This window comes from Pseudomonas guariconensis, from assembly GCF_015680235.1.
GTDB classification, from domain to species: Bacteria; Pseudomonadota; Gammaproteobacteria; order Pseudomonadales; family Pseudomonadaceae; genus Aquipseudomonas; species Aquipseudomonas guariconensis_A.
The window spans coordinates 108,751-129,411 of the sequence record NZ_JADLJL010000006.1; the positions used below are offsets into that span (position 1 = coordinate 108,751).

Sequence of the window (20,661 nt, forward strand, 5' to 3'; positions counted from 1 at the left end):
AAAATTTCCGAATGGGGGCCGGCCCAGATGAACCGGCCCCTGGGAATTCGAATGATGTGGTTTGTTGCGTCATAGGATGTTCTCAACGTAAGGCATTACTACTGTGCTGAGGACCTCCACACCGTTACAAGCCTTTTCCCACAACCAGCAGTAGTAAGGGATTCGCATGATGTACTTGGCTGCAGCTTGCGCCTTTGCCTTGATCTCAGCAGATCCCCCTGGCTTCACTGGTTCAGGTGAGGCCGCTTTGATGACGCGTGCATCTTCATTGCTGTGCATCGAATGACGAGCCTTGCGGCGCGCCAGTTTCTTTAAATTGCTCATGACTCAAGTTCCCGTCGACAGGCCGAATTAGCCCCGCCGCCAAGCTTTCCGGGCCGAAAGGAACGCTGAAGATGCCACTACAAACCACAGTTCTGCTTATCAAGTCCTTGATAAGCCGTCCGCCGCTTTACCGCCGCTTTCACTCCGCCGTAGCGCAACGCTTCAGGGGCACCGTTGAGTTCACCGTTTGGCGAACCGTGGGATTACCCCCAGGCGCTACGCACCAAGGATTGAGGGCAGCGGCAACAACCTGCGCCGCGAAGAGAGCCAAGGAGAACCCCAAGGCCGACCAGTTTCCCGGTCAACAACTGCAAGCCCGATTTCAAGTCATGTTTAAAGAGCACCTGGATGGTCACATCCAGCGAGTGCATATTTATCAAAACAAGCGAAGCGGCAGCAACTCATAATTGTGACTAAAAATATCGCCACTAAATAGCCAATTTATTGGCTGATTAAAAGTCAAAAAATTGATTAGGCCCACGTATCAAGAGACAGATCGCATTTATTAGCAGTCACTTCTCGGGTCTGTTGAGGCTTGGGTCTGCCATACATGATCAGCGACCTCCCTGACTGGTAGCGCTCACCGTTGCCTGCGCCCATTCGACGCACTCGTCCAGCTTCCGTGAAAACGGCACACAATTGGATCCAAGGTACTTGCAGCCTGAAGCGAAGCGCATTATGTTGTGCCCAGCCACCGACCAAAACACCGCATGATGTGGTTCCTCTAAAGTGGCTTGCGACCTACCGAACACCTCGTACCTCACATTGTTGAACGCAGGAGATTCCGTATGACAGATCGTCGCCCTATCAACCCGAACGTCAACGTCCCGAAGCCAGGCGGTGGTGAGCAGCCTCGCTCTCGCAACAAAGACGGGCAAATCCGCGACAAGCGCAGCGACGCTGGGAAACCTCGCGGGAAGTAGTGTCATTGGGTCAGCAGCGTATCCCTAGGCTGCTGACCTGCTCCCCCCGGCTGCAGGTACTCCCCTCTCCAATAGTCGCGAACTAACGTGATCTTAGAATCACTCCAGGTTATCCAGGATGTCCGGCCAGATGCCTCTGAGAACGGTCACTTGGGCTATTGACCTCAATAGGCCGCACCCCTTGATTGTCAACCCTGCATCGTCTGGTAGCGGATCAACGACCTTGCCCAGAGATCTCCTTTCACAGCCGCCTTATGTACAGACGAGGGACTGGTAGCCAACCACTTCCCGAGTTTGGGCTTCACGAGTGGCTTCGCCATACGGACCACACAGGCCTCCAAGAAGGGCGTCATCTTCTCTCTGATATGTGGATCTAGGTACGAGGACTCAGATGACGCACAGCGCGTTGTTTCGCGGTATCTGAGCCCTTTGGGTAGAGCATACTGCCTCCCCCAGTAGATTGCCGGCATTTCGCTTGCAGGGTAACTCGACTCGGTGGGTAGGTAGTAAGTCCCGAGGTCTATGATCGCTCCTTCGAGCTCCACCCAGAAGTGAGAGACAGGCTCATTGGGCGAGCCATAGCCTTGGAGCGTGGCGTCACGCCCATCCTTCGATATGACAAAAGCCAAGAAATCTCCGCCGACAATCTCCGGCTTGTAACCCATTCCCTCAAGGAGCCGGTGAATACCAAAGGACGCATACATGCACCGCTTGTGGTAGTCGTCAGGGAATTGGCTTCGGAGGCACTTATCCACCACATATAGCACACGCTCGATCACTCCTACATCGCTCAAAGCTACATCCTCATATGCGTCATGAACCAAGAAATGTACATTGCGCCCGTGCAACATCCGGAGCAAAAAACAGGGCAGCTTCTAGCACCGCGCAAGAGAAAATTCCACGATTGCTGAAGCGTCAAGCCCCCCCGTTGAGGGTTGCATCTGATGCTCCCACCCTCAAAAAAACCCATGTTTGTGACATCCATCACAAATTTGAGCAGGATATCAAATTCTGCCCTGCAAAATTTTTTTGAAGATGGAGTATTAGAGACCCATAGAACAGCGGGATCTCCATGCCACCGTTTTTCTGGGATCGGGTTGGACGCTAAGGCGCATGCTTTTCTGGTGTTTGCTTTAGGCTCAAAAAGATCGGCCAGGTCAACTTGCCCTTCTCTGCCCCTTGGAGCATGGAGGAAATCGCGCCTTTCGGTAGCATCAGCTGTCGCTGCTTTTAACCTTTGACTTCAAAGATCTATCGTTCTTGATTTTTTTTGACATGCGGTCGGAAAGTGTTTAGTCAGGGTTAGCCAAACCGGGACGCTCTACCCCAAAAGGTCTTCGACTAGCATCTCCGAGGCGGCCCCATTCTCCAGGAGCTGCCGCTGCAGCCCTATGCACAGATGCTGGCGCAGCCGTGATCGCATTTCTATGTGACAGCCATGATCAAAAAAGTGGACGTTTCTTCGCAGGCTTACCTGGAGCGACGTCAGCAATGCAACATAGCCTTGAGAGCTTATACACGCCGGGGTCAATCGAGCGATCGCATCCATACCGGGGCTGCGCCTGTATTGATCGAACAGGTCATTCAGGGATGGCCGACAGATCCGCGCGATAAGCCCCGACAGCCGTTTCCCAGACCAAGCGCTCAATGCCCCTGGCCGTTTAGTGTGCACCTTCCCTACACATTAAATATACAACTGCATCACCGCGTTGCGGCTTTCCTGCAAGCCGGGCTTGAGCTGGAGTCTCAGCGCATAACTCTGCTCCTTTGCGACCTCACGCATCAGCTCATCCATGGCACTCGACACCGCAAGCAAGCCGTCAAACTTGTCCTCTGTGTCGAAGATAGCGCGGGAACCGTCAGGCACGCGCAACCGCCTGGCCTCGTCCTTGTAAATCCAGAGGTAATCCAGGTAGCGCTGTGTCTCTGCCAGGATCGCTAACTCGTACACATAGCCAGCAGTCAGGTGCCCCATGTTGGCGTGGTACATGATCGAGGCAAGGTCGAAGCTGGAGAGGTTAACTGACCGCCCCTCCGCCTCCAGCTCAGCCTTGACGTTCTTGCAGAGCCGGATCGATTTTCTGAGACCACCGAGTGTGGAGCCACAGCGATCCGTGATTTTCTTGATATGCAGGAACGGCCAGTTGTTGATCGTGGACATCTTGTGAGCGTTCAGAATCGTGACCGCACGATCATGCTTTTGTCGTGACGATTGATAGGCCGCAGTGTCGTACCAGTGCGCCGGCACAACGTCGACAGGTCGAGCGAGAGAGGCACCGTAGATTTTCACGGCCTTGGCACCCTTGGCATCCACGGTGGCCGAAGGAAACGCGGCGCGCAGCGCTCGCTCTGTTTCCCAACGCAAAGCACTCAACACCCCCACTGACGTCTTACCCGGGGTCGCCGAGTAATACCCGGTTCCTGCATTCATGCCGTTGGTATCATAGATCAGGAAACCGCCATCAAGGATCAGCAGATCGACGTCACTCACACCACGGATGTGAACGTTGAGCGGCACAGAACCCTGCAGCTCGAACGCAACGCCTCCACCCACACGCTTTTCCAATTGATTGCGAACGCGCTCAGCGGTTTCAAGACTGATCCTCGTGTAGGTGGGATCGACTTCCTGCATTGCACCCAATGCGAAGGTGGTGTGCGGCTTGTCGCGTGCTCGATTCTCCCAAGCCTCCTGGTTCCGGCTACGGTTGACGATGAATTCCTTGGCATCCTGGGTGACCACGCTTGCCCGGTCGAGACCCGAACGACGAGAGCGCAGCCGGCTAATCCTTTCGTTAACTCCGTTGCTCATTCTTCTTTCTCAGCTCCATTCGACCGTACGTAGGCCGCCCATAACCATTGAAATAGTCGCCAGAGGCGGTATCCAGCGTTTTTGAGAACAACAGGTTTGCACTACCTTGATGCCCCCTGAGCACGGGCTCTCCGGGCCTAGGTTCATTTTTGTAGTTGTAAAGCAGCGTGTAGCCATCCGCTTCATCAAACGCCAAGGCTGCAGTGATGCTGTAAGAGGACGACTGCGCTGTCTTGAGCCGCACACGGATCTTGTCCCAAGATTGCGTGATGTTCACAACCGCATGCCAAGTGAAACGGACGTTGCCCTCATCATCAAGCGTGGTACCCGTGCACTCCCATTCGCCCGAGAGATCAGGCACTTTGAGAAATCTAACCGCCCATGGCCACTTCCATACCGCACGACTGAAAGCCGCGTACAAAACGGTGAAGACGACACCCGCTCCGATGAGCGACATCAGCGTAGGTGGGACATTGACGTTCAGGTTGAAGTGCTTTGCCAGATCAACAAGTGTGAGCACCACAAACACCAGTGCTGCAGAGACGCTGCTTGCGAGCAGTGTGATGTAGCGGCCAATGACAGCTCGGTTTATGCCGCCGAGCAGGCTGTACTCATGCTCATGCACCATGGCTCGACCATCCGGTTTACGAGAAAAGCGTTGATAGATAAATCGGTTTACTAGCTTGACGGAAAGCAGTTGGCATGCGGCCTACAGCGCTTGCTCTTCAGACTCGACCAGCGCCTGCAGCTTCGCCACCTCATCGCCTTCACCCAAGGCGAAAAGGGTATGGCTGATCCCCACCCCACAGTTTCTTGAAGATAGCTCTCACGCTTCGCCAGCGTTAGCACTTCCTGAGATGTTGGAAAGTGCTTCAACAGTTGCCGCACAGTCGCTTTGACATCTTCAGGAAGTCGCGAATCCTGGCTGAGGTTCTTCAGGAATTGACGAGTGGCAACGGTGGCGATTGTACGCACTCCAGTAACCAGAGGCTGCGGCCACACATGACCGCACACTGCTGATGGGAGGCTATTGTACTCGACCGCCACAATCACACGCCGCCCTGAAGCAAGATAAACAGCCCACTTTGCCCCTTTCTGGGCATATTATTTTTAACTTGGTGTGCGATTGGCGATCGCCACGTTCCTCCAGGCGTCTTTTAAGGAACGCAGCAATGCCAGCGTGACCTGGAAGGGATGACCTGCCAATGATCCACGAGCAACAGCAAGGACAATTCGATGTATCAGGTCTTTATCAATGACGACGCCGACGTAGAGGTCGATGAGTTCCTCAAATTACTGCGAGCGCACCATGTCGTAGTCTTGAATGCCTTCATGCGGGTACAAGCGCGCGACATGAGAAAGCTGGCCAGCGACGCCATCAAGAATTGGAATGGTACCGGCCCGCATGTTCACCTCTTCGATTTCGAGCTCCCAATCAACGGTGAACGGTGGTTCGCCCCAACCTTCACCCATTCCACCCGCAACCTGTTGACCATCGACCAAACCCACAGGCTGGTTGAGCGGGCTGTGTTGAAATGGGTAGAGCGAGGGATGGCGAACAACTTCCTATACACCAACAGAACAGAACTCGAAGCTGAGCGTGAGGACTGACCTGCAACTACTTAGCGCGAGATCATAGTCAATCCAGACCAGCCGTGAGCAACGAACCTTCGATCATCTTCCGAGGTTGTGGGCGGCTAGATTCGGGCGTCCCAGGTCTCTTTGGCTGCACGCTTGGTGGCGCCTTCTGCGTTTCGAGCTCGAAGAGGACAAGCGCGCCATCCATGACGTCGCCGACCTGAGCCGTGGTGCGCTGCGGGTAGCCGTGACGCCGACCTTCACCACCTACCTGATCGGCCCGCTGGTGGAGGCCTTTCATCGCCGCCACCCCAACATCACCCTGACCTTGCGCGAAATCGCCCAGGAACACATGGAAGCGCTGTTGCTGGCCGATGAGCTGGATGTAGGGATCGCATTCGACCCCGTGCATGCCCAGGACATCGCGGCGCAGCGGCTGTTGGTCGAGAGCCTGGCGTTGGTGGTCGGCGAGGCCCCCCCCTTGGCCAAGCACCGTCGTGTCTCGCGACAGGCGCTGGACGCAGAATCTCTGGTGCTGCTGAGCGGCGAATTCGCCACCCGCGAGCAGATCGACCGCTACTTCCGCGAGCAGGGCGTACGCCCACGGGTGGCGATGGAGGCCAACGCCATCGGGGCGGTGATCGAGGTGGTGCGCCGCACGACACTGTCGACCTTGCTGCCGGCCAACCTCGCCAACGCTCATGCCGACCTCACCGCCCTGGACCTGGAGCCGCTGCACCTGCAGCGCACGGCGGTGCTCATGCAGCGCAAGGGCGCCTACCAGACAGCCGCCGCGCGTGCCTTCATCGAGGTGGCGATGCAGGTGGCAACGGCATTGCAGGAGGTGTGAGCACAGTCAACAAAAAGGGCATGCCCCGCACTCGACGAAGCATGCCCAAGAGCGGCATCTACGGCGAAGGCCGGCCGGGCGATTGCACGGAGGCTGTCCCGCACAAGGTGCCCGGCATGCTAAAGTCCCCGCGTTTCTCGCCCAGCCTAATGGACTCATCATGCCCGCTCTCGATGCCCACTTGCCCGCCTGGCAGGTGCTCAACGACCGCCACCCCTGTTCTGCCCTGCTGCTGGGCAACGGCGCCAGCCGCGCCTTGTGGAAGCCGTTCGGTTACTTCTCGTTGTTCGAGGAGGCCCAGCGGGTCCGTCACAAGGCACTGGGCGTAAGCGACCAGGCGCTGTTCAAGGCCTTGGGTACCGAGCTGTTCGAGCCGGTCCTGAGTATCCTCAACACCACCGTGCGTGCCAATGCCGCGCTGGCGATCAACTCCACCGCACCGCTGAACCGCTACTACTCGATCAAGGAAGCCCTGATCCACGCCATACGCGCCGTGCACCTGCCCTGGGCGCGGGTGCCAGGTAATACGCTGGCGACGATCAACCAGGCGCTACGCGACTATCGCAACGTCTACACCAGCAACTATGACCTGGTGCTGCCCTGGGCCATGCAGCAAGCGCCCGAAGGCTTCGCCGCACTGTTCGACGAACAGGGCTTCTTCGACGTGCGTCGTACTGCAGGCGAAGGGACACGGGTCGTCCACCTGCACGGTGGCCTGCACTTGCTCAAACTGCCCGACGGCACCACGCGCCTGCGCAGCGCCGAGTGCAGCGAACTGCTCGATGGGTTTGCCGTGAACATCCCCGGCGAGGTGCCGCTGTTCGTCAATGAAAGCCGCAGCGAAGAAAAACTGCGCGCCATTCGCGCGTCGGACTACCTGTCGTGGGGGCTGGGGAAACTGGCCGAGGAACGCGAAGGCCTGTGCCTGTTCGGCCAGCATCTGGACGCCAGCGACCAGCACCTGCTCGATGCCATCCGTCAGGCTCGGCCAAGGCATTTGTCGATTGCCATCCGGCCGCTGAGCGAAGCATCGGTCATCAACCAGAAGCAACATTTCGTTCAGCGGTTTGCCGACATGCCGGAAACGGAGCTGCATTTCTTCGATGCCAGCAGCCATCCGCTGGGTAGCCCGGAATTGGCGATCGAGGTACCCGCGGATTACATGCAGCGGCGGTAAGCCACCCTGATTCTATCTACCGACATTCCCACTGCATTGATAATGTCTCATGAGCAACTGTTTTAACAGTCTGTGGCACACTGCCCTGAATATCCATCAAGGTGCATGCAGCGATGGTCAGGCACCAAGCCATCACTAAGTAGCATGTTAGCCGCCATCCATCGCGGCATTATCACCGTAACATCCTAGTCGTTTATCAAGCTGATCTGGTCAGACCCAGTGCCTATGCATTCGCTTTGGGCTCTACGTATTTTCTTGCCTCGACTCATCCTGCAGGACATGTGCTTGATCGCACCCACAAACACTGAACATTTAAAATCGCCCCCACCCGCCATAAATAAGAAACTCCCTACAAAATTTTAGGCCCCATCTGTAGTCCCGCGCTGAAATTACAATAGCCCTCCCGAAAAGCGTTGACCCATTTTGCCTCCTACTGTTTTATCTGGCTCACACATTGCCTGAGCAGTCTCACAAGCAATGCACCATAAAGTTCGAACCGCTCACACGCATTCACGACTAAAACCAAACAGAGCCAGCAGATGAAGATAATAATTATTGGTTACGGGGCGGTATCCGCTGCTTTCTTACCCATTCTCGTCAGCGAACTGGGTCAGACAATCACATCACTGAAAATCATTGCGCCTTGCATTGAAGACAGACAAACGCGTACACATGGGCTCACTATAACCTGGCACAACCAAGCGCTGACAAAAGAAAACTATACGAACACCCTCAAAGATTTAGATGAGGAAACCTGCCTCATCAATCTTTCCGTCGATGTCGCAACTCTCCCACTCGTATTATTTTGCCAAGAGAAAGGAGCTCTATACTTAGACACCTGCATTGAACCATGGGCCGGGCACTATACAAACAGCAATATAGACCTCCAAAAAAGAACGAACCACTCTTTGCGAGCGCACCTTCTCGCGGAGAAACGGCTGTTTCGCAATGGACCAACGGCTGTCATCGCTCATGGAGCAAATCCCGGCTTGGTATCGCACTTCGTCAAACAAGCCTTGCTCAACCTTCGACATGATTTGATGGGAGCGAGCGATCACATCCCTGCTACGCGCCAAGAGTGGGCGCAACTGGCCTGGAAACTAAACATTAAAACAATACACATCGCCGAGCATGACACTCAAGCAGCCAAGATCGCAAAGCATCCGGATGAGTTTGTAAACACATGGTCTGTGGATGGATTTATTGGAGAAGGATGCCAACCCTCAGAGCTCGGGTGGGGGACACATGAACAGACACTACCTGACGGTGCTAAATTTCATACACCCACGTGTAAAAAATCAATTTACCTGAACCGTCCAGGCACTTCCGTCCGGATAAAGACCTGGACACCGGCATGCGGCCCGTGTTTAGGATTTCTTATCACCCACAATGAATCCCTCTCGTTATCTGACTATCTGACATATAGGCCCAACGACCAAGAAATTTATAGACCGACCGTAACCTATGCCTATCATCCATGCAACGATGCAATCCTATCTGTGCATGAACTCAACGGCAACTCATTGAGGCCGCAGCGGCACAGACGCGTGTTAAAAGGTGATGAAATAATTAGTGGTGCCGACTATCTCGGCGTACTTCTCATGGGGCATGAAAAAAATGCGTATTGGTACGGCTCCGTGCTGAAGAACACTACCGCTCAGACGTTGAACCCTGCAAGCTCAGCCACCACACTACAAGTAGCAGCTGGCGTTCTTGCTGGCATAAAGTGGGCGCTTAAACACCCCAAGCGAGGCATCGTGGAGGCGGAAGAAATGGACTTCGCGTTTGCGCTTGATATTTCTCGACGCTACCTAGGCGACATGGTCGGCGTCTACACGGAATGGATACCCACTTGTAACAAAGAAGTTCTGTTTCCGAGCGAATCCAACTCCGATGATGCTTGGCAATTCGAAAACTTCTTAGAGTAAGCACAAGGAGTGCGCCCATGAACCATACAAAAACAGCCATCAACCTGAAGTGCTACGACTGGTCCTCTGTAGAGCTGCTGAAAGATTTAACGCCAGATACAATTACCGGTTGCAGAAAAAGAATCAACATACGCCAACGAAATTTCTGGCACGACATGAGCTCAGAGTTCGACTCAAGACACTTCCTGACTTACCTTCTTAGGCGAGAAGACTTGTTCCTTAGCGATGAATTCCTCGAATTTGTCTGCTTATGGCATCTTGACGAACAAAATCACTACCGGGGACTTCGCAAAATAAACAGCGTCCTTTATGCCCAAAGCGAAGAACATATTGACCAGAAAATCAAGTCCAGGAAACCTGACTTCGAATTAATTTCCCCGTTCCTGCGCGACGAATTTACCATATTGCTATCCATTGCTTTTGACGAAATCACCAGCACAAGAGCCTACAAACAAGACTTTGAGCTTTATGACAGCCTGGGCCCGCGCTGCTTATCAACCTGGATAAGGCATGCCGCAAGGGATGAAGCGGCTCATTATGGAAACGCTATTAAACTTTTAAAACTCCACCACACATCAAGGTTCGAAGAGGCGTCAGCTTTCTTGAGCGACATCATCGACTTTGAGAGCAGCCATGCGTTCACTTACCAAAATACCTTTATATTCGACCATGACACAGACGACTTCTCGAACGTGCTTTTTCATCAAAGCCGAACAACGATACTTGATACCCTAGGAAAAGCGTCATGAGCTGGCTATTTTTTTCACTCATGGCTCCACTGCTGTGGAGCCTGTCCAACATGATCGATAAATTTGCAATCAATAACATAACATCCAATTACATCTCTTTTATCTTCCTGTTGAGCATTGGAAATATTTTTTTCGCCGCCATTATCTATGCTTTCCTAAGGCCCAAAGACCTAGACGTAGCCTTCGCCTGCATAAACTTAATTTCAGGCATTGCTATATTTTTGCAATACTTCGCCTACAGCTACTCCCTAGAAGACATGGATGTGTCGATTGTCATACCGATTCACCAATCCGAACCTCTATTCGTACTCATCGCTTCAGCACTGCTATTCAATAGCATCCCCACATACGGGCAAATGGGAGGTTTCTTATTGATAACGAGTGGTATCCTCTTGCTATGCGCATCTGGTAAGACCCTTGACGGTCTAGGCCAGAAAAAGCACATCATGATGATCTTGGTTTCCGCTTTTTTTGGCGCAGCATCAACAGTAATTTCAGACGAGATACTTAAAGTAACAAGTTTAGCGCCCGTGCTGCTCTTTAACTTTCTAGGTTACGCGCTCGGTGGTTTACTGCTGCTTTTGATTCCTCATTGCCGAAGGCTGATCACGCATGATCTGAAGCAGTTTAACCTCAAGCAGTTTGGGGTCTTCGGCCTCACCAACACTTTCGATGTCGGCGGCTATATATTCTTTATGGCGGCTCTGTCTGCGGGCGGTGGTGCTGCGTTGGTATCCGTCGTCGTCAGCATACACCCCTTATTTGTCCTACTGTTTGGGTTCCTTGCCACCCGCTATTTTCCAACTCTTCTAACCGAGGACATCGCACCGACCAGCCTATTACGCAAAACCACATCCATTCTGGTAATCGTAGCTGGCGTTGCCGTCATATCATTACACGATGGCTGATATCGAAGGGCGCTGGACTATCAAATCAACCCATCCTGACGCAACAACGTCTCCAGGCAATGCTCCTGCACCCCGTAGAACGCCTTGAGCTGCCCGATCTTTTCCAGCAGCGCGCGGTTATCCACCGGCTGCCGGCGCTTGACCGCCAGGATCATCTTGTTCTTGTTGGTGTGCTCCAACGAAATGAACTCGAACACCTTGGTCTCGTACCCGCAGGCCTCCAGGTACAACGCGCGCAGGCTGTCGGTGAGCATCTCGGCTTGCTGGCCGAGGTGCAGGCCGTATTGCAGCATCGGTTGCAGCAGCCCTGGACTGTGCAGCTGCGGGCGGATCTGTTTGTGGCAGCACGGCGAGCACATGATGATCGCGGCGTTGCAGCGGATGCCGGTGTGGATGGCGTAGTCGGTGGCGATGTCGCAGGCGTGCAGGGCGATCATCACTTCGATGGCCTCCGGCACCACGCTGCGCACGTCGCCGCACTGAAACTCAAGGCCCGGGTGATCCAGGCGCGCGGCGGCGGCATTGCACAAATCGACCATGTCCTGGCGCAGTTCGACGCCGGTCACCTGCGCCTCACGGGCCAGGGTATTGCGCAGGTAGTCATGCATGGCGAAGGTCAGGTAGCCCTTACCCGAACCGAAGTCCGCCACCCGCAGTGGCTGATCCGCAGCGAGCGGCGCGCTGGCCAGGGCATGGTCGAACACTTCGATGAATTTGTTGATCTGCTTCCACTTTCGCGACATCGACGGAATCAACGCGCCCTGGGCGTCGGTCACGCCGAGGTCGCGCAGGAACGGCCGCGACAGCTCCAGGTAGCGCTTCTTCTCCCGGTCGTGGGCAGCGCCCGCCTGCTCACGGGCCGGCTGGGCGACATGGCGCTGGAGCATCGGCTTGCCCTTCTTGCTGAAGCCCAGTTGCACTTCACCTTCTGCGGTGAACAGGTGGGCATTGCGAAAGCTTTCTGGCAGCAGGTCGGCGACCAGTGCCTGGGCCTCCTTCAGCGGCAGGTTGCGGGTGATGTCGCGGGTCTGGTGACGGTAGACCAGCGACAGGCACGGCTGGCCTTTGACCACCACGGGCTTGGCGATGATCCGCTGCAGGGTCTGGTCGGCGCCGACCGGGCGCGCCAGCACCAGCTTGGCCAGGCTGCCCCCGTGCAGGGCATCGGCCAGCAGGCCAAGGAACTGGGCACGCGCATCCGGCGCGGTGGTGGCGGAAGGTGTGGCGGACATGGGAAGTGGGTGCCTCGAAATGCGGGGAGCGCAACGCGCAATGGCGGGCATTCTACGTCGATGCCCGCCCTGCGCGAAGGCTTTCTCGATGGACGCGGCTAGTCGAGGATCACCAGGCGGTTGGGCAGTTCGTTGCGCGCGCAGGTCGGCGGCACATGCTCGCTGAACAATTCGCCACACGCTTCGATGCACTCGACGAAGCCTTGCAGGGTCTGCCCTTGGCGCACCTGCTCGGTGAAGCGCGCGACGAGCGCCTCGCGGGCCTGGTCCGGCAGATGACGGGCAATGCCTTCGTCCACCAGGATCTCCACGTGGCGCTCGGCTTCGCTGACGAAGATCAGCACCCCCGTCGCGCCGGCGGTGCGTTGCAGGTTCAGCTCCAGGAACTGCTGCCGGGCCAGGCCCGACGCACGACGCTGGCGCAACAGACGCGGTACCAGGTGGCTGGCCAGGCGCGGATTGCGCAGTAACAGGCAGAGGATGACGAACGTGATCATCTGGGCCACCAGCAAGGTGCGAATATCGGGCCAACCCAAGGCCAGGCGTGCGAAGCCCGGTATCGCCAGGGCCAGCAGTGCAGCCCACAACAGTGGCAGGTAGGCGTAATCGTCGGCGCGCCGCGCCAGCACAGTCACCAGCTCCGCATCGGTGCGCTGCTCGGCGCGGGCGATGGCCTCGGCGATCTGGCGCTGTTCGTATTCGTTGAAAACAGTCATGCCCTGGGTCTCTCGGTCGTTCTTATAGTTGTTGTCCCGGCAGCCGGTCGGCGGGAGTGTATCTCATGACACGCCCCAGATGAGGCATAATCCGCCGCTGCATTGGACCCTGCAGGGCGGATCGGCCAAGAAACGCCCGGCGAACCGTACAAGAACAGCCGCCAAGAAAACTCAGGCCGGGCGCGTATCTTCGTGGATACGGCATTGGCCACGACAACGGAATTCATGATGAAACTGTCTTTGCTGGGCCTGGCCATGGGCCTTGCCAGTCAGGTGGCCCTGGCCGCCCCCTCCGCACCGCCCCTGCAGGACAAGCAGGCGTTCATCGAACACCTGATCGGCCAGATGACCGAAGCCGAAAAAATCGGCCAGCTTCGCCTGATCAGCATCGGCCCGGAAATGCCCCGGGAGAAGATCCGCGAGGAGATCGCCGCCGGGCGCATCGGCGGCACCTTCAACTCGCGCACGGCGCCGGAGAACCGGCCGATGCAGGACGCTGCCATGCGCAGCCGCCTGAAGATCCCGATGTTCTTCGCCTACGACACCATCCACGGCGAACGCACCATCTTCCCGATCGGCCTGGGCTTGGCCGCGACTTGGGACATGGACGCCATTGCCAAGGTCGGCCGCACCTCGGCCATCGAGGCGGCGGCCGACTCCCTGGACATGACCTTCGGGCCGATGGTCGACATCGCCCGCGACCCGCGCTGGGGTCGCACCAGCGAAGGCTTCGGCGAGGACACCTACCTCACCTCGAAGATCGGCCAGGTGATGGTCAAGGCGTTCCAGGGCTCGAGCCCGGCCAACCCCGACAGCATCATGGCCATCGTCAAGCACTTCGCCCTGTACGGCGCGGTGGAGGGCGGGCGCGACTACAACACCGTCGATATGAGCCTGCCGAAGATGTACAACGACTACCTGCCGCCCTACCGCGCCAGCCTCGATGCTGGCGCTGGCGGGGTGATGGTGGCACTGAACTCCATCAATGGCGTGCCAGCCACCTCCAACACCTGGCTGATGAACGACCTGCTGCGCAAGGAATGGGGCTTCAAGGGCGTGACCATCAGCGACCACGGCGCCATCCAGGAACTGATCCGCCATGGCGTGGCCCAGGATGGCCGCGAGGCTGCCAAGCTTGCGATCAAGGCTGGCATCGACATGAGCATGAACGACACTCTCTACGGCGAGGAGCTTCCGGGCCTGCTGAAGTCCGGCGAAGTGACCCAGGCCGAGCTGAACCAGGCGGTGCGCGAAGTGCTCGGCGCCAAGTACGACATGGGCCTGTTCAAGGACCCGTACGTGCGTATCGGCAAGCCTGAGCACGACGTTGCCGACTATTACGCCGAAAACCGCCTGCATCGTGAGGCGGCCCGGGACGTGGCGCGCCGCAGCCTGGTGCTGCTGGAAAACCGCAACCAGACCCTGCCCTTGAAGAAAGCCGGCACCATCGCCCTGGTCGGCCCGCTGGCCGACGCACCGATCGACATGATGGGCAGCTGGGCCGCCGACGGTAAACCGGAACACTCGGTGACCGTGCGCGAAGGCCTGGGCCGCGCGCTGGCGGGCAAAGCCAAGCTGGTGTATGCCAAGGGGTCGAACGTGACCGGCGACAAGGCCATGTTCGACTATCTGAACTTCCTCAACTTCGCAGCGCCCGAGATCGTCGACGACCCTCGCCCCGCGGCTGTGTTGATCGATGAAGCGGTGAAGGCTGCCAAGCAGTCCGACGTGGTAGTGGCCGTGGTCGGGGAATCGCGAGGCATGTCCCACGAGTCCTCCAGCCGCACCACGCTGGAAATTCCCAAGGTGCAGCGAGACCTGATCAAGGCGCTGAAAGCCACCGGCAAGCCGTTGGTACTGGTGCTGATGAACGGCCGCCCGCTGTCTCTGGCGTGGGAGCGCGAACAGGCGGACGCCATGCTCGAGACCTGGTTCAGCGGCACCGAAGGCGGCAACGCCATCGCCGATGTGCTGTTCGGCGACTACAACCCGTCCGGCAAGCTGGCCATCACCTTCCCGCGCTCGGTCGGGCAGATTCCGATGTACTACAACCACCTGCGCATCGGCCGGCCCTATACGCCGGGCAAACCGGGCAACTACACCTCGCAGTACTTCGAGGAGCCCAATGGCCCGCTCTACCCGTTCGGCTATGGCCTGAGCTACAGCAGCTTCGAGCTCTCCGGCCTGACCCTGGGCAGCCAGCAGCTCAAGCGTGGCGGTACGCTCGAGGCCAAGGTAACGGTAAAGAACACCGGTAAGCGCGACGGCGAGACGGTCGTGCAGCTGTACCTGCAGGACGTCAGTGCGTCCATGAGCCGCCCGGTCAAGGAGTTGAGGAACTTCCAGAAGCTGATGCTCAAGGCCGGCGAATCGCGGACCTTGACCTTCCGCATCAGCGAGGACGACCTCAAGTTCTACAATGGCCAGTTGCAACGGGTCGCAGAGCCTGGGCAATTCAACGTCCAGGTCGGCCTGGACTCCGAGGCGGTGCAGCAGCAGAGCTTCGAATTGATGTAAGCCTGCGGTGCCGGTGCGGGCCCCATCGCGGGGTAGGCCCGCGCCCACAGGGATGACGCTGTTCCTGTAGGCGCGGGACTGCCCCGCGATGAAGCCCGCCGTGTCACTGTCAAACAGCCGCACAGGCCAAGGACCTGCCTCATGCTTTTTTCCTTCCGTACCCTGCGCCTGGCCATGATCCTAATGGTGATCCTCGTCGGCACCGCGCTCAGCGCCGGTTGGGCGATGCACCAAGCCAAGCGCCAGGCCATGGAGACCGACGCCCGCCGGGCCAGCCAGCAGCTGACCCTGTACGCCAATGCCCTGCACACTCTGATCGAACGCTACCGCGCCTTGCCGGCCGTGCTGGCCCTGGACCCGGAGCTGATCGCCGCCCTGCGCGGCCCGGTCAACGCGCCTGTGCAGGATGCTCTCAACCACAAGCTCGAACGGATCAATGGCGCCGCCAATTCCTCGACCCTCGAGCTGCTCGATCGTACCGGCCTTGCCATAGCCGCCAGCAACTGGCGCCTGCCGACCACCTACGTCGGCTCCAACTACGGCTTTCGCCCCTACTTCAAGCAGACCCGCACCCACGGCAGCGGCCGCTTCTATGCGGTCGGCGTCACCAGCGGCGTGCCGGGGTACTTCCTGGCCAGCGCGGTCAACGACGAGCAGGGACGATTCCTTGGGGCGATGGTGGTCAAGCTGGAGTTCCCCGAGCTTGAGCGCGAATGGCGCCAGGGCAGTGACATCCTGCTGGTCAGCGATGCCCGTGGCATCACCTTCATCGCCAACCAGGACGGCTGGCGCTACCGCGAACTGCAACCGCTCTCCAGCGCCGACCGCGCCGAGCTGGCCGAAACCCGGCAGTACGACAAGCAACCCCTGGTGCCCTTGCAGCATCAGGTGCTGACCGATTTCGGCGACAACAGCCGCCTGAGTCGGGTGCAAGGCCCGGAGGGTAGTGCCGAATACCTGTGGGAAAGCCTGCCGCTGGAAGCCGAAGGCTGGACCCTGCACCTGCTGCGCAAGCCCCAGGTCAGCGCCGATGGCCGCAACGCCGCCCTGGCCGCCGCGGCCATCTGGCTGACCCTGGTGTTCGCCGCGCTGTTCGTCAGCCAACGCCTGCGCCTGGCCCGCTTGCGCAAGCGCAGCCGCGACGAGCTCAAGCGCTTGGTGGAAGAACGCACCCGTGAGCTGCGTACCGCCCAGGAAGGCCTGGTGCAATCGACCAAGCTGGCCGCGCTGGGGCAGATGTCTGCGGCCCTGGCCCATGAAATCAACCAACCCCTGACCACCCAGCGCATGCAACTGGAAACCCTGCGCCTGCTGCTCGACCATGGCCGCATCGACGAAGCCCGCCGCGCCCTGGAGCCCCTTGAACAGATGCTCAAGCGCATGGCAGCACTGACCGGGCACCTGAAGACCTTCGCCCGCAATAGCCCGGGTGGCCTGCGCGAGCGTTTGGACCTGGCGACCGTGGTCGACCAGGCCCTGCATCTGCTCGAGGCGCGCATCCGCGACGAAGGTGTCGAGGTCGCACAGTACCTGGCGCGCCCGGCCTGGGTCCGTGGCGACGCGATCCGCCTCGAGCAGGTGCTGATCAACCTGCTGCGCAACGCCCTCGACGCCATGGCCGATAAACGCTACAAACGCCTGGAGATTCGCATCGAAGCCGACAACGGCCAGTGGCGGCTGAGCGTGATCGACTCCGGCGGCGGCATCCCCAAGGCGGACCTGAGCAAGGTCTTCGACCCCTTCTTCACCACCAAGCCGGTGGGCGAAGGGCTTGGCCTGGGCCTGGCGATCTCCTACGGTATCGTTCAGGAGGCCGGCGGCCAGTTGCAGGCCGAGAACCTGCCGGGCGGTGCACGTCTGAGCTTCACCCTGCCCCGTGACCAGGAGCCCGTATGTTGAATTCGGTGATCGTCGTCGATGACGAAACCAGTATCCGCACCGCGGTGGAACAGTGGCTGAGCCTCAGCGGCTTCAGCGTCCAGTTGTTCGCCCGTGCCGAGGAATGCCTGGCGCACTTGCCGGCGCATTTCCCGGGGGTGATCGTCAGCGATGTGCGCATGCCGGGCATCGATGGCCTGCAGTTGCTCGAGCGACTGCAGGCACAGGACCCGGACCTGCCAGTGATCCTGCTCACCGGCCACGGCGACGTGCCCATGGCGGTCGAGGCCATGCGCAGCGGCGCCTACGACTTCCTGGAAAAGCCCTTCACGCCACAGACCCTGTTGGGCAGCCTACGCCGTGCGCTGGAGAAACGCCAGCTGGTGCTGGAGAACCGGCGCCTGCATCAACAGGCCGACCTCAAGTCGCGGCTGGAGGGCACGCTGCTGGGTATGTCCCAAGGCCTGCAGAACCTGCGCCGGCAGGTCCTGGACCTGGCCAGCCTGCCGGTGAATGTGCTGGTGCGCGGTGAAACCGGCAGCGGCAAGGAGCGCGTCGCCCGCTGCCTGCACGACTTCGGCCCGCGTGCCGACAAGCCGTTCGTGGCCCTCAATTGCGCAGCGATCCCCGAGTCACTGTTCGAGGCCGAGCTGTTCGGTCACGAAAGCGGCGCCTTCACCGGCGCCCAGGGCAAGCGTATCGGCAAGCTGGAATACGCCAATGGTGGCACGGTGTTCCTGGACGAAATCGAGAGCATGCCCCTGGCCCAGCAGGCCAAACTGCTTCGCGTGATCCAGGAGCAGAAGCTGGAACGGCTGGGCGCCAACCAGAGCATCAGCGTCGATCTGCGGATCATCGCTGCGACCAAGCCGGATCTCCTGGAAGAGGCCCGGGCCGGACGGTTCCGCGAAGACCTGGCCTACCGGCTGAACGTCGCCGAGCTGCGCCTGGCCCCCTTGCGCGAACGGCGCGAAGACATCCCCTTGCTGTTCGAGCACTTTGCCCGGGCCGCGGCCGAACGCCTGGGCCGCACCGCACCGCCCCTTTCGGGCGTGCAACTGGCGCGGCTGCTGGCCCATGACTGGCCGGGCAACGTACGCGAGCTGGCCAATGCCGCCGAGCGCCATGCCCTGGGGCTGGACGCGCCCAACGTCGAAGCGGCGCCGGACGGGCAATCCCTGGCTGGGCAGATGGAAGCATTCGAAGCCCAGTGCCTGCGGGCAGCCCTGCGTCAGCACAAGGGCGAAATCAAGGCGGTAATGGAAACCTTGCAGCTGCCGCGGCGTACGCTGAACGAAAAAATGCAGCGCCATGGGTTGGTGCGGGAGGATTTTATCGAGCGGGAATAGGCGGATTCTTGCCTATCGTTTTGCCTGAGTGAGCAAGATATTGCTTATCCGAGTGATCGGATGGGGGCTGCTGCGCAGCCATCGCGGGGCAAACCCGCTCCTACAGGGGGGGCGCGAATGCCTGGATTTCAGGGACCTGTAGGGGCGGGCTTGCCCCGCAATGGGGCGCGCTGCGCCCCCGTTGCACCATTTGGCACACCTTCTGCAATCGCCTTCTCAAGCCGCGCCCAGGCGCGCTCCCACAAAAACAACGAGAAGGTATCCCCTGATGGATAACGCCAGCACCCTGCCCTCCGGGGCGGTCGCCGCGCCCGCCGCGGAAAAAACCACCGCCAGCCGCCTCAAGTCGATCTTCAGTGGTTCCATCGGCAACATGGTCGAATGGTACGACTGGTACGTCTACGCCGCGTTCTCGCTGTACTTCGCCAAGGCCTTCTTCCCGGCCGGCGACACCACCGCACAATTGCTCAACACCGCTGCCATCTTCGCCGTGGGCTTCCTCATGCGCCCGATCGGTGGCTGGCTGATGGGCTTGTACGCCGACCGCAAGGGCCGCAAGGCCGCACTGATGGCCTCGGTGCTGCTGATGTGCGCTGGCTCCCTGGTCATCGCCCTGACCCCAGGCTACGAAACCATCGGTGTGGCTGCGCCGATCCTCCTGGTGCTAGCACGCCTGATGCAAGGTTTGTCGGTCGGCGGTGAATACGGCACCTCGGCCACCTACCTCAGCGAAATGGCCAGCAAGGACCGCCGTGGTTTCTTCTCCAGCTTCCAATACGTGACGCTGATCTCCGGCCAGCTCATCGCCCTGGCGGTGCTGATCATCCTGCAGCAGACCCTCACCACCGAGCAGCTGTATGCCTGGGGCTGGCGCGTACCGTTCGTGATCGGCGCGCTGTGCGCGGTGGTCGCCCTGTACCTGCGTCGTGGCATGGAAGAAACCAGCTCCTTCACCAAGAAGGAGAAGGCCAAGGAAAGCCTGATGCGCACCCTGCTGCGCCACCCCAAGGAACTGATGACCGTGGTCGGCTTGACCATGGGCGGCACCCTGGCGTTCTACACCTACACCACCTACATGCAGAAGTACCTGGTCAACACCGTGGGCATGAGCATCAGCGACTCGACCACCATTTCGGCGGCCACGCTGTTCCTGTTCATGTGCCTGCAGCCGGTGATCGGCGGGCTGTCCGACAAGATCGGCCGCCGCCCGATCCTGATCGCCTTCGGTGTGCTGGGCACCCTGTTCACCGTGCCGATCCTGAGCACCCTGCACACCGTGCAAACCTGGTGGGGCGCCTTCTTCCTGATCATGGCGGCGCTGATCATCGTCAGCGGCTATACCTCGATCAACGCCGTGGTCAAGGCCGAGCTCTTCCCCACCGAGATTCGTGCCCTGGGCGTCGGCCTGCCCTACGCCTTGACCGTATCGATCTTTGGCGGCACCGCCGAGTACGTGGCCCTGTGGTTCAAGAGCCACGGCATGGAGACCGGCTTCTACTGGTACGTCACCGCCTGCATCGCCTGTTCTCTGCTGGTGTATGCCACCATGAAGGACACCGCCAAGCACTCGCGGATCGTGACTGACTGATCCTCACAAGTACCCTGCACCAAAGGGGCGCCCCGTCTGACGGGGCGCCCCTTTTTTCGTCCGGCTCATTTCTTCGATAAAAGCGGCGCTCACCACTCGATCCGATCCGCTTCAAAGCGAGGCACTGCGACCCCA

17 protein-coding genes and 1 pseudogene are annotated in these 20,661 nt (G+C 59.0%); 11 read left to right on the top strand and 7 right to left on the bottom strand.

From position 1 onward, the window contains the following. Positions 1–69: 69 nt before the first annotated feature. Positions 70–324: a hypothetical protein gene (locus tag IRZ56_RS07095; RefSeq protein ID WP_196144298.1), complete on the bottom strand. Its 255-nt coding sequence runs from the start codon at positions 322–324 to the stop codon at positions 70–72. A gap of 71 nt (positions 325–395) precedes the next feature. On the opposite strand from IRZ56_RS07095, the gene IRZ56_RS07100 reads away from it, so the two are divergent. Further along, positions 396–731, top strand: coding sequence for a hypothetical protein (locus IRZ56_RS07100; protein WP_196144344.1), 336 nt, complete (start codon positions 396–398; stop codon positions 729–731). A gap of 704 nt (positions 732–1,435) precedes the next feature. On the opposite strand, the gene IRZ56_RS07105 is transcribed toward IRZ56_RS07100, so the two are convergent. From IRZ56_RS07105 to IRZ56_RS23450, 4 genes are all read right to left on the bottom strand, one after another. Next, a complete protein-coding gene (locus IRZ56_RS07105; protein WP_196144299.1) occupies positions 1,436–2,041 on the bottom strand; it encodes a hypothetical protein in 606 nt (201 codons plus the stop codon). Between the two features lie 890 nt (positions 2,042–2,931). Continuing rightward, a complete protein-coding gene (locus IRZ56_RS07110; protein ID WP_196144300.1) occupies positions 2,932–4,056 on the bottom strand; it encodes a hypothetical protein in 1,125 nt (374 codons plus the stop codon). Continuing rightward, a complete protein-coding gene (locus IRZ56_RS07115; RefSeq protein WP_196144301.1) occupies positions 4,040–4,684 on the bottom strand; it encodes a hypothetical protein in 645 nt (214 codons plus the stop codon). The genes IRZ56_RS07110 and IRZ56_RS07115 overlap by 17 nt, the downstream gene beginning before the upstream one ends. A 50-nt stretch (positions 4,685–4,734) precedes the next feature. Next, a complete protein-coding gene (locus tag IRZ56_RS23450; RefSeq protein WP_419183253.1) occupies positions 4,735–5,109 on the bottom strand; it encodes a BPSL0761 family protein in 375 nt (124 codons plus the stop codon). 183 nt (positions 5,110–5,292) lie between these two features. Between IRZ56_RS23450 and IRZ56_RS07120 the strand changes: the two genes are divergently transcribed. The 6 genes and pseudogenes from IRZ56_RS07120 to IRZ56_RS07145 all read left to right on the top strand — a co-directional run bounded on the left by IRZ56_RS07120 (position 5,293) and on the right by IRZ56_RS07145 (position 11,246). Continuing rightward, entirely contained in the window at positions 5,293–5,667 is a 375-nt protein-coding gene (locus IRZ56_RS07120; protein WP_196144302.1) for a hypothetical protein, read from the top strand. Positions 5,668–5,812: 145 nt separating this feature from the next. Then, positions 5,813–6,484, top strand: a pseudogene (gene cynR, locus IRZ56_RS07125) (transcriptional regulator CynR); the annotation flags it as partial. A gap of 160 nt (positions 6,485–6,644) precedes the next feature. Next, on the top strand, positions 6,645–7,661 hold the full coding sequence (locus IRZ56_RS07130) for a DUF4917 family protein (protein ID WP_196144303.1): 1,017 nt from the start codon (positions 6,645–6,647) through the stop codon (positions 7,659–7,661). 539 nt (positions 7,662–8,200) lie between these two features. Next, positions 8,201–9,589, top strand: coding sequence for a saccharopine dehydrogenase C-terminal domain-containing protein (locus tag IRZ56_RS07135; protein WP_196144304.1), 1,389 nt, complete (start codon positions 8,201–8,203; stop codon positions 9,587–9,589). Positions 9,590–9,606: 17 nt separating this feature from the next. After that, positions 9,607–10,338, top strand: coding sequence for a hypothetical protein (locus IRZ56_RS07140; protein ID WP_196144305.1), 732 nt, complete (start codon positions 9,607–9,609; stop codon positions 10,336–10,338). Further along, positions 10,335–11,246 (top strand): EamA family transporter, encoded by a 912-nt coding sequence (locus tag IRZ56_RS07145; protein ID WP_196144306.1) that lies wholly within the window; start codon positions 10,335–10,337, stop codon positions 11,244–11,246. Before IRZ56_RS07140 ends, IRZ56_RS07145 begins: the two co-directional genes overlap by 4 nt. A gap of 20 nt (positions 11,247–11,266) precedes the next feature. Here the strand turns inward: IRZ56_RS07145 and IRZ56_RS07150 are convergent, their stop codons facing one another. Together IRZ56_RS07150 and IRZ56_RS07155 are read right to left on the bottom strand one after the other, a co-directional pair. Then, positions 11,267–12,478 carry a class I SAM-dependent methyltransferase gene (locus IRZ56_RS07150; RefSeq protein ID WP_196144307.1) on the bottom strand — a complete coding sequence of 404 codons (1,212 nt, stop codon included), beginning with the start codon at positions 12,476–12,478 and terminating at the stop codon, positions 11,267–11,269. Between the two features lie 98 nt (positions 12,479–12,576). Beyond that, the gene (locus IRZ56_RS07155) at positions 12,577–13,194 is read right to left on the bottom strand and encodes a TPM domain-containing protein (RefSeq protein WP_196144308.1); all 618 of its coding nucleotides are present in this window, start codon (positions 13,192–13,194) and stop codon (positions 12,577–12,579) included. A 225-nt stretch (positions 13,195–13,419) separates the two neighbouring features. On the opposite strand from IRZ56_RS07155, the gene bglX reads away from it, so the two are divergent. The 4 genes from bglX (at position 13,420) to IRZ56_RS07175 (ending at position 20,526) form a co-directional block, all read left to right on the top strand. Next, a complete protein-coding gene (bglX, locus tag IRZ56_RS07160; protein WP_196144309.1) occupies positions 13,420–15,711 on the top strand; it encodes a beta-glucosidase BglX in 2,292 nt (763 codons plus the stop codon). Positions 15,712–15,852: 141 nt separating this feature from the next. Next, positions 15,853–17,610: an ATP-binding protein gene (locus IRZ56_RS07165; protein ID WP_196144310.1), complete on the top strand. Its 1,758-nt coding sequence runs from the start codon at positions 15,853–15,855 to the stop codon at positions 17,608–17,610. Beyond that, positions 17,604–18,938, top strand: a complete 1,335-nt coding sequence (locus IRZ56_RS07170; protein ID WP_196144311.1) for a sigma-54-dependent transcriptional regulator — start codon at positions 17,604–17,606, stop codon at positions 18,936–18,938. The genes IRZ56_RS07165 and IRZ56_RS07170 overlap by 7 nt, the downstream gene beginning before the upstream one ends. Before the next feature lie 268 nt (positions 18,939–19,206). Then, on the top strand, positions 19,207–20,526 hold the full coding sequence (locus tag IRZ56_RS07175) for an MFS transporter (RefSeq protein ID WP_196144312.1): 1,320 nt from the start codon (positions 19,207–19,209) through the stop codon (positions 20,524–20,526). Positions 20,527–20,661: the final 135 nt, after the last annotated feature.

Excerpts from the sequence above, each read along its gene's own strand:
- IRZ56_RS07095 (WP_196144298.1), bottom strand. The coding sequence starts at position 324 with ATGAGCAATTTAAAGAAACTGGCGCGCCGCAAGGCTCGTCATTCGATG.
- IRZ56_RS07100 (WP_196144344.1), top strand. The coding sequence starts at position 396 with ATGCCACTACAAACCACAGTTCTGCTTATCAAGTCCTTGATAAGCCGT.
- IRZ56_RS07110 (WP_196144300.1), bottom strand. The coding sequence starts at position 4,056 with ATGAGCAACGGAGTTAACGAAAGGATTAGCCGGCTGCGCTCTCGTCGT.
- IRZ56_RS07115 (WP_196144301.1), bottom strand. The coding sequence starts at position 4,684 with ATGGTGCATGAGCATGAGTACAGCCTGCTCGGCGGCATAAACCGAGCT.
- IRZ56_RS07120 (WP_196144302.1), top strand. The coding sequence starts at position 5,293 with ATGTATCAGGTCTTTATCAATGACGACGCCGACGTAGAGGTCGATGAG.
- IRZ56_RS07130 (WP_196144303.1), top strand. The coding sequence starts at position 6,645 with ATGCCCGCTCTCGATGCCCACTTGCCCGCCTGGCAGGTGCTCAACGAC.
- IRZ56_RS07135 (WP_196144304.1), top strand. The coding sequence starts at position 8,201 with ATGAAGATAATAATTATTGGTTACGGGGCGGTATCCGCTGCTTTCTTA.
- IRZ56_RS07140 (WP_196144305.1), top strand. The coding sequence starts at position 9,607 with ATGAACCATACAAAAACAGCCATCAACCTGAAGTGCTACGACTGGTCC.
- IRZ56_RS07145 (WP_196144306.1), top strand. The coding sequence starts at position 10,335 with ATGAGCTGGCTATTTTTTTCACTCATGGCTCCACTGCTGTGGAGCCTG.
- IRZ56_RS07150 (WP_196144307.1), bottom strand. The coding sequence starts at position 12,478 with ATGTCCGCCACACCTTCCGCCACCACCGCGCCGGATGCGCGTGCCCAG.
- IRZ56_RS07155 (WP_196144308.1), bottom strand. The coding sequence starts at position 13,194 with ATGACTGTTTTCAACGAATACGAACAGCGCCAGATCGCCGAGGCCATC.
- bglX (WP_196144309.1), top strand. The coding sequence starts at position 13,420 with ATGATGAAACTGTCTTTGCTGGGCCTGGCCATGGGCCTTGCCAGTCAG.
- IRZ56_RS07165 (WP_196144310.1), top strand. The coding sequence starts at position 15,853 with ATGCTTTTTTCCTTCCGTACCCTGCGCCTGGCCATGATCCTAATGGTG.
- IRZ56_RS07170 (WP_196144311.1), top strand. The coding sequence starts at position 17,604 with ATGTTGAATTCGGTGATCGTCGTCGATGACGAAACCAGTATCCGCACC.
- IRZ56_RS07175 (WP_196144312.1), top strand. The coding sequence starts at position 19,207 with ATGGATAACGCCAGCACCCTGCCCTCCGGGGCGGTCGCCGCGCCCGCC.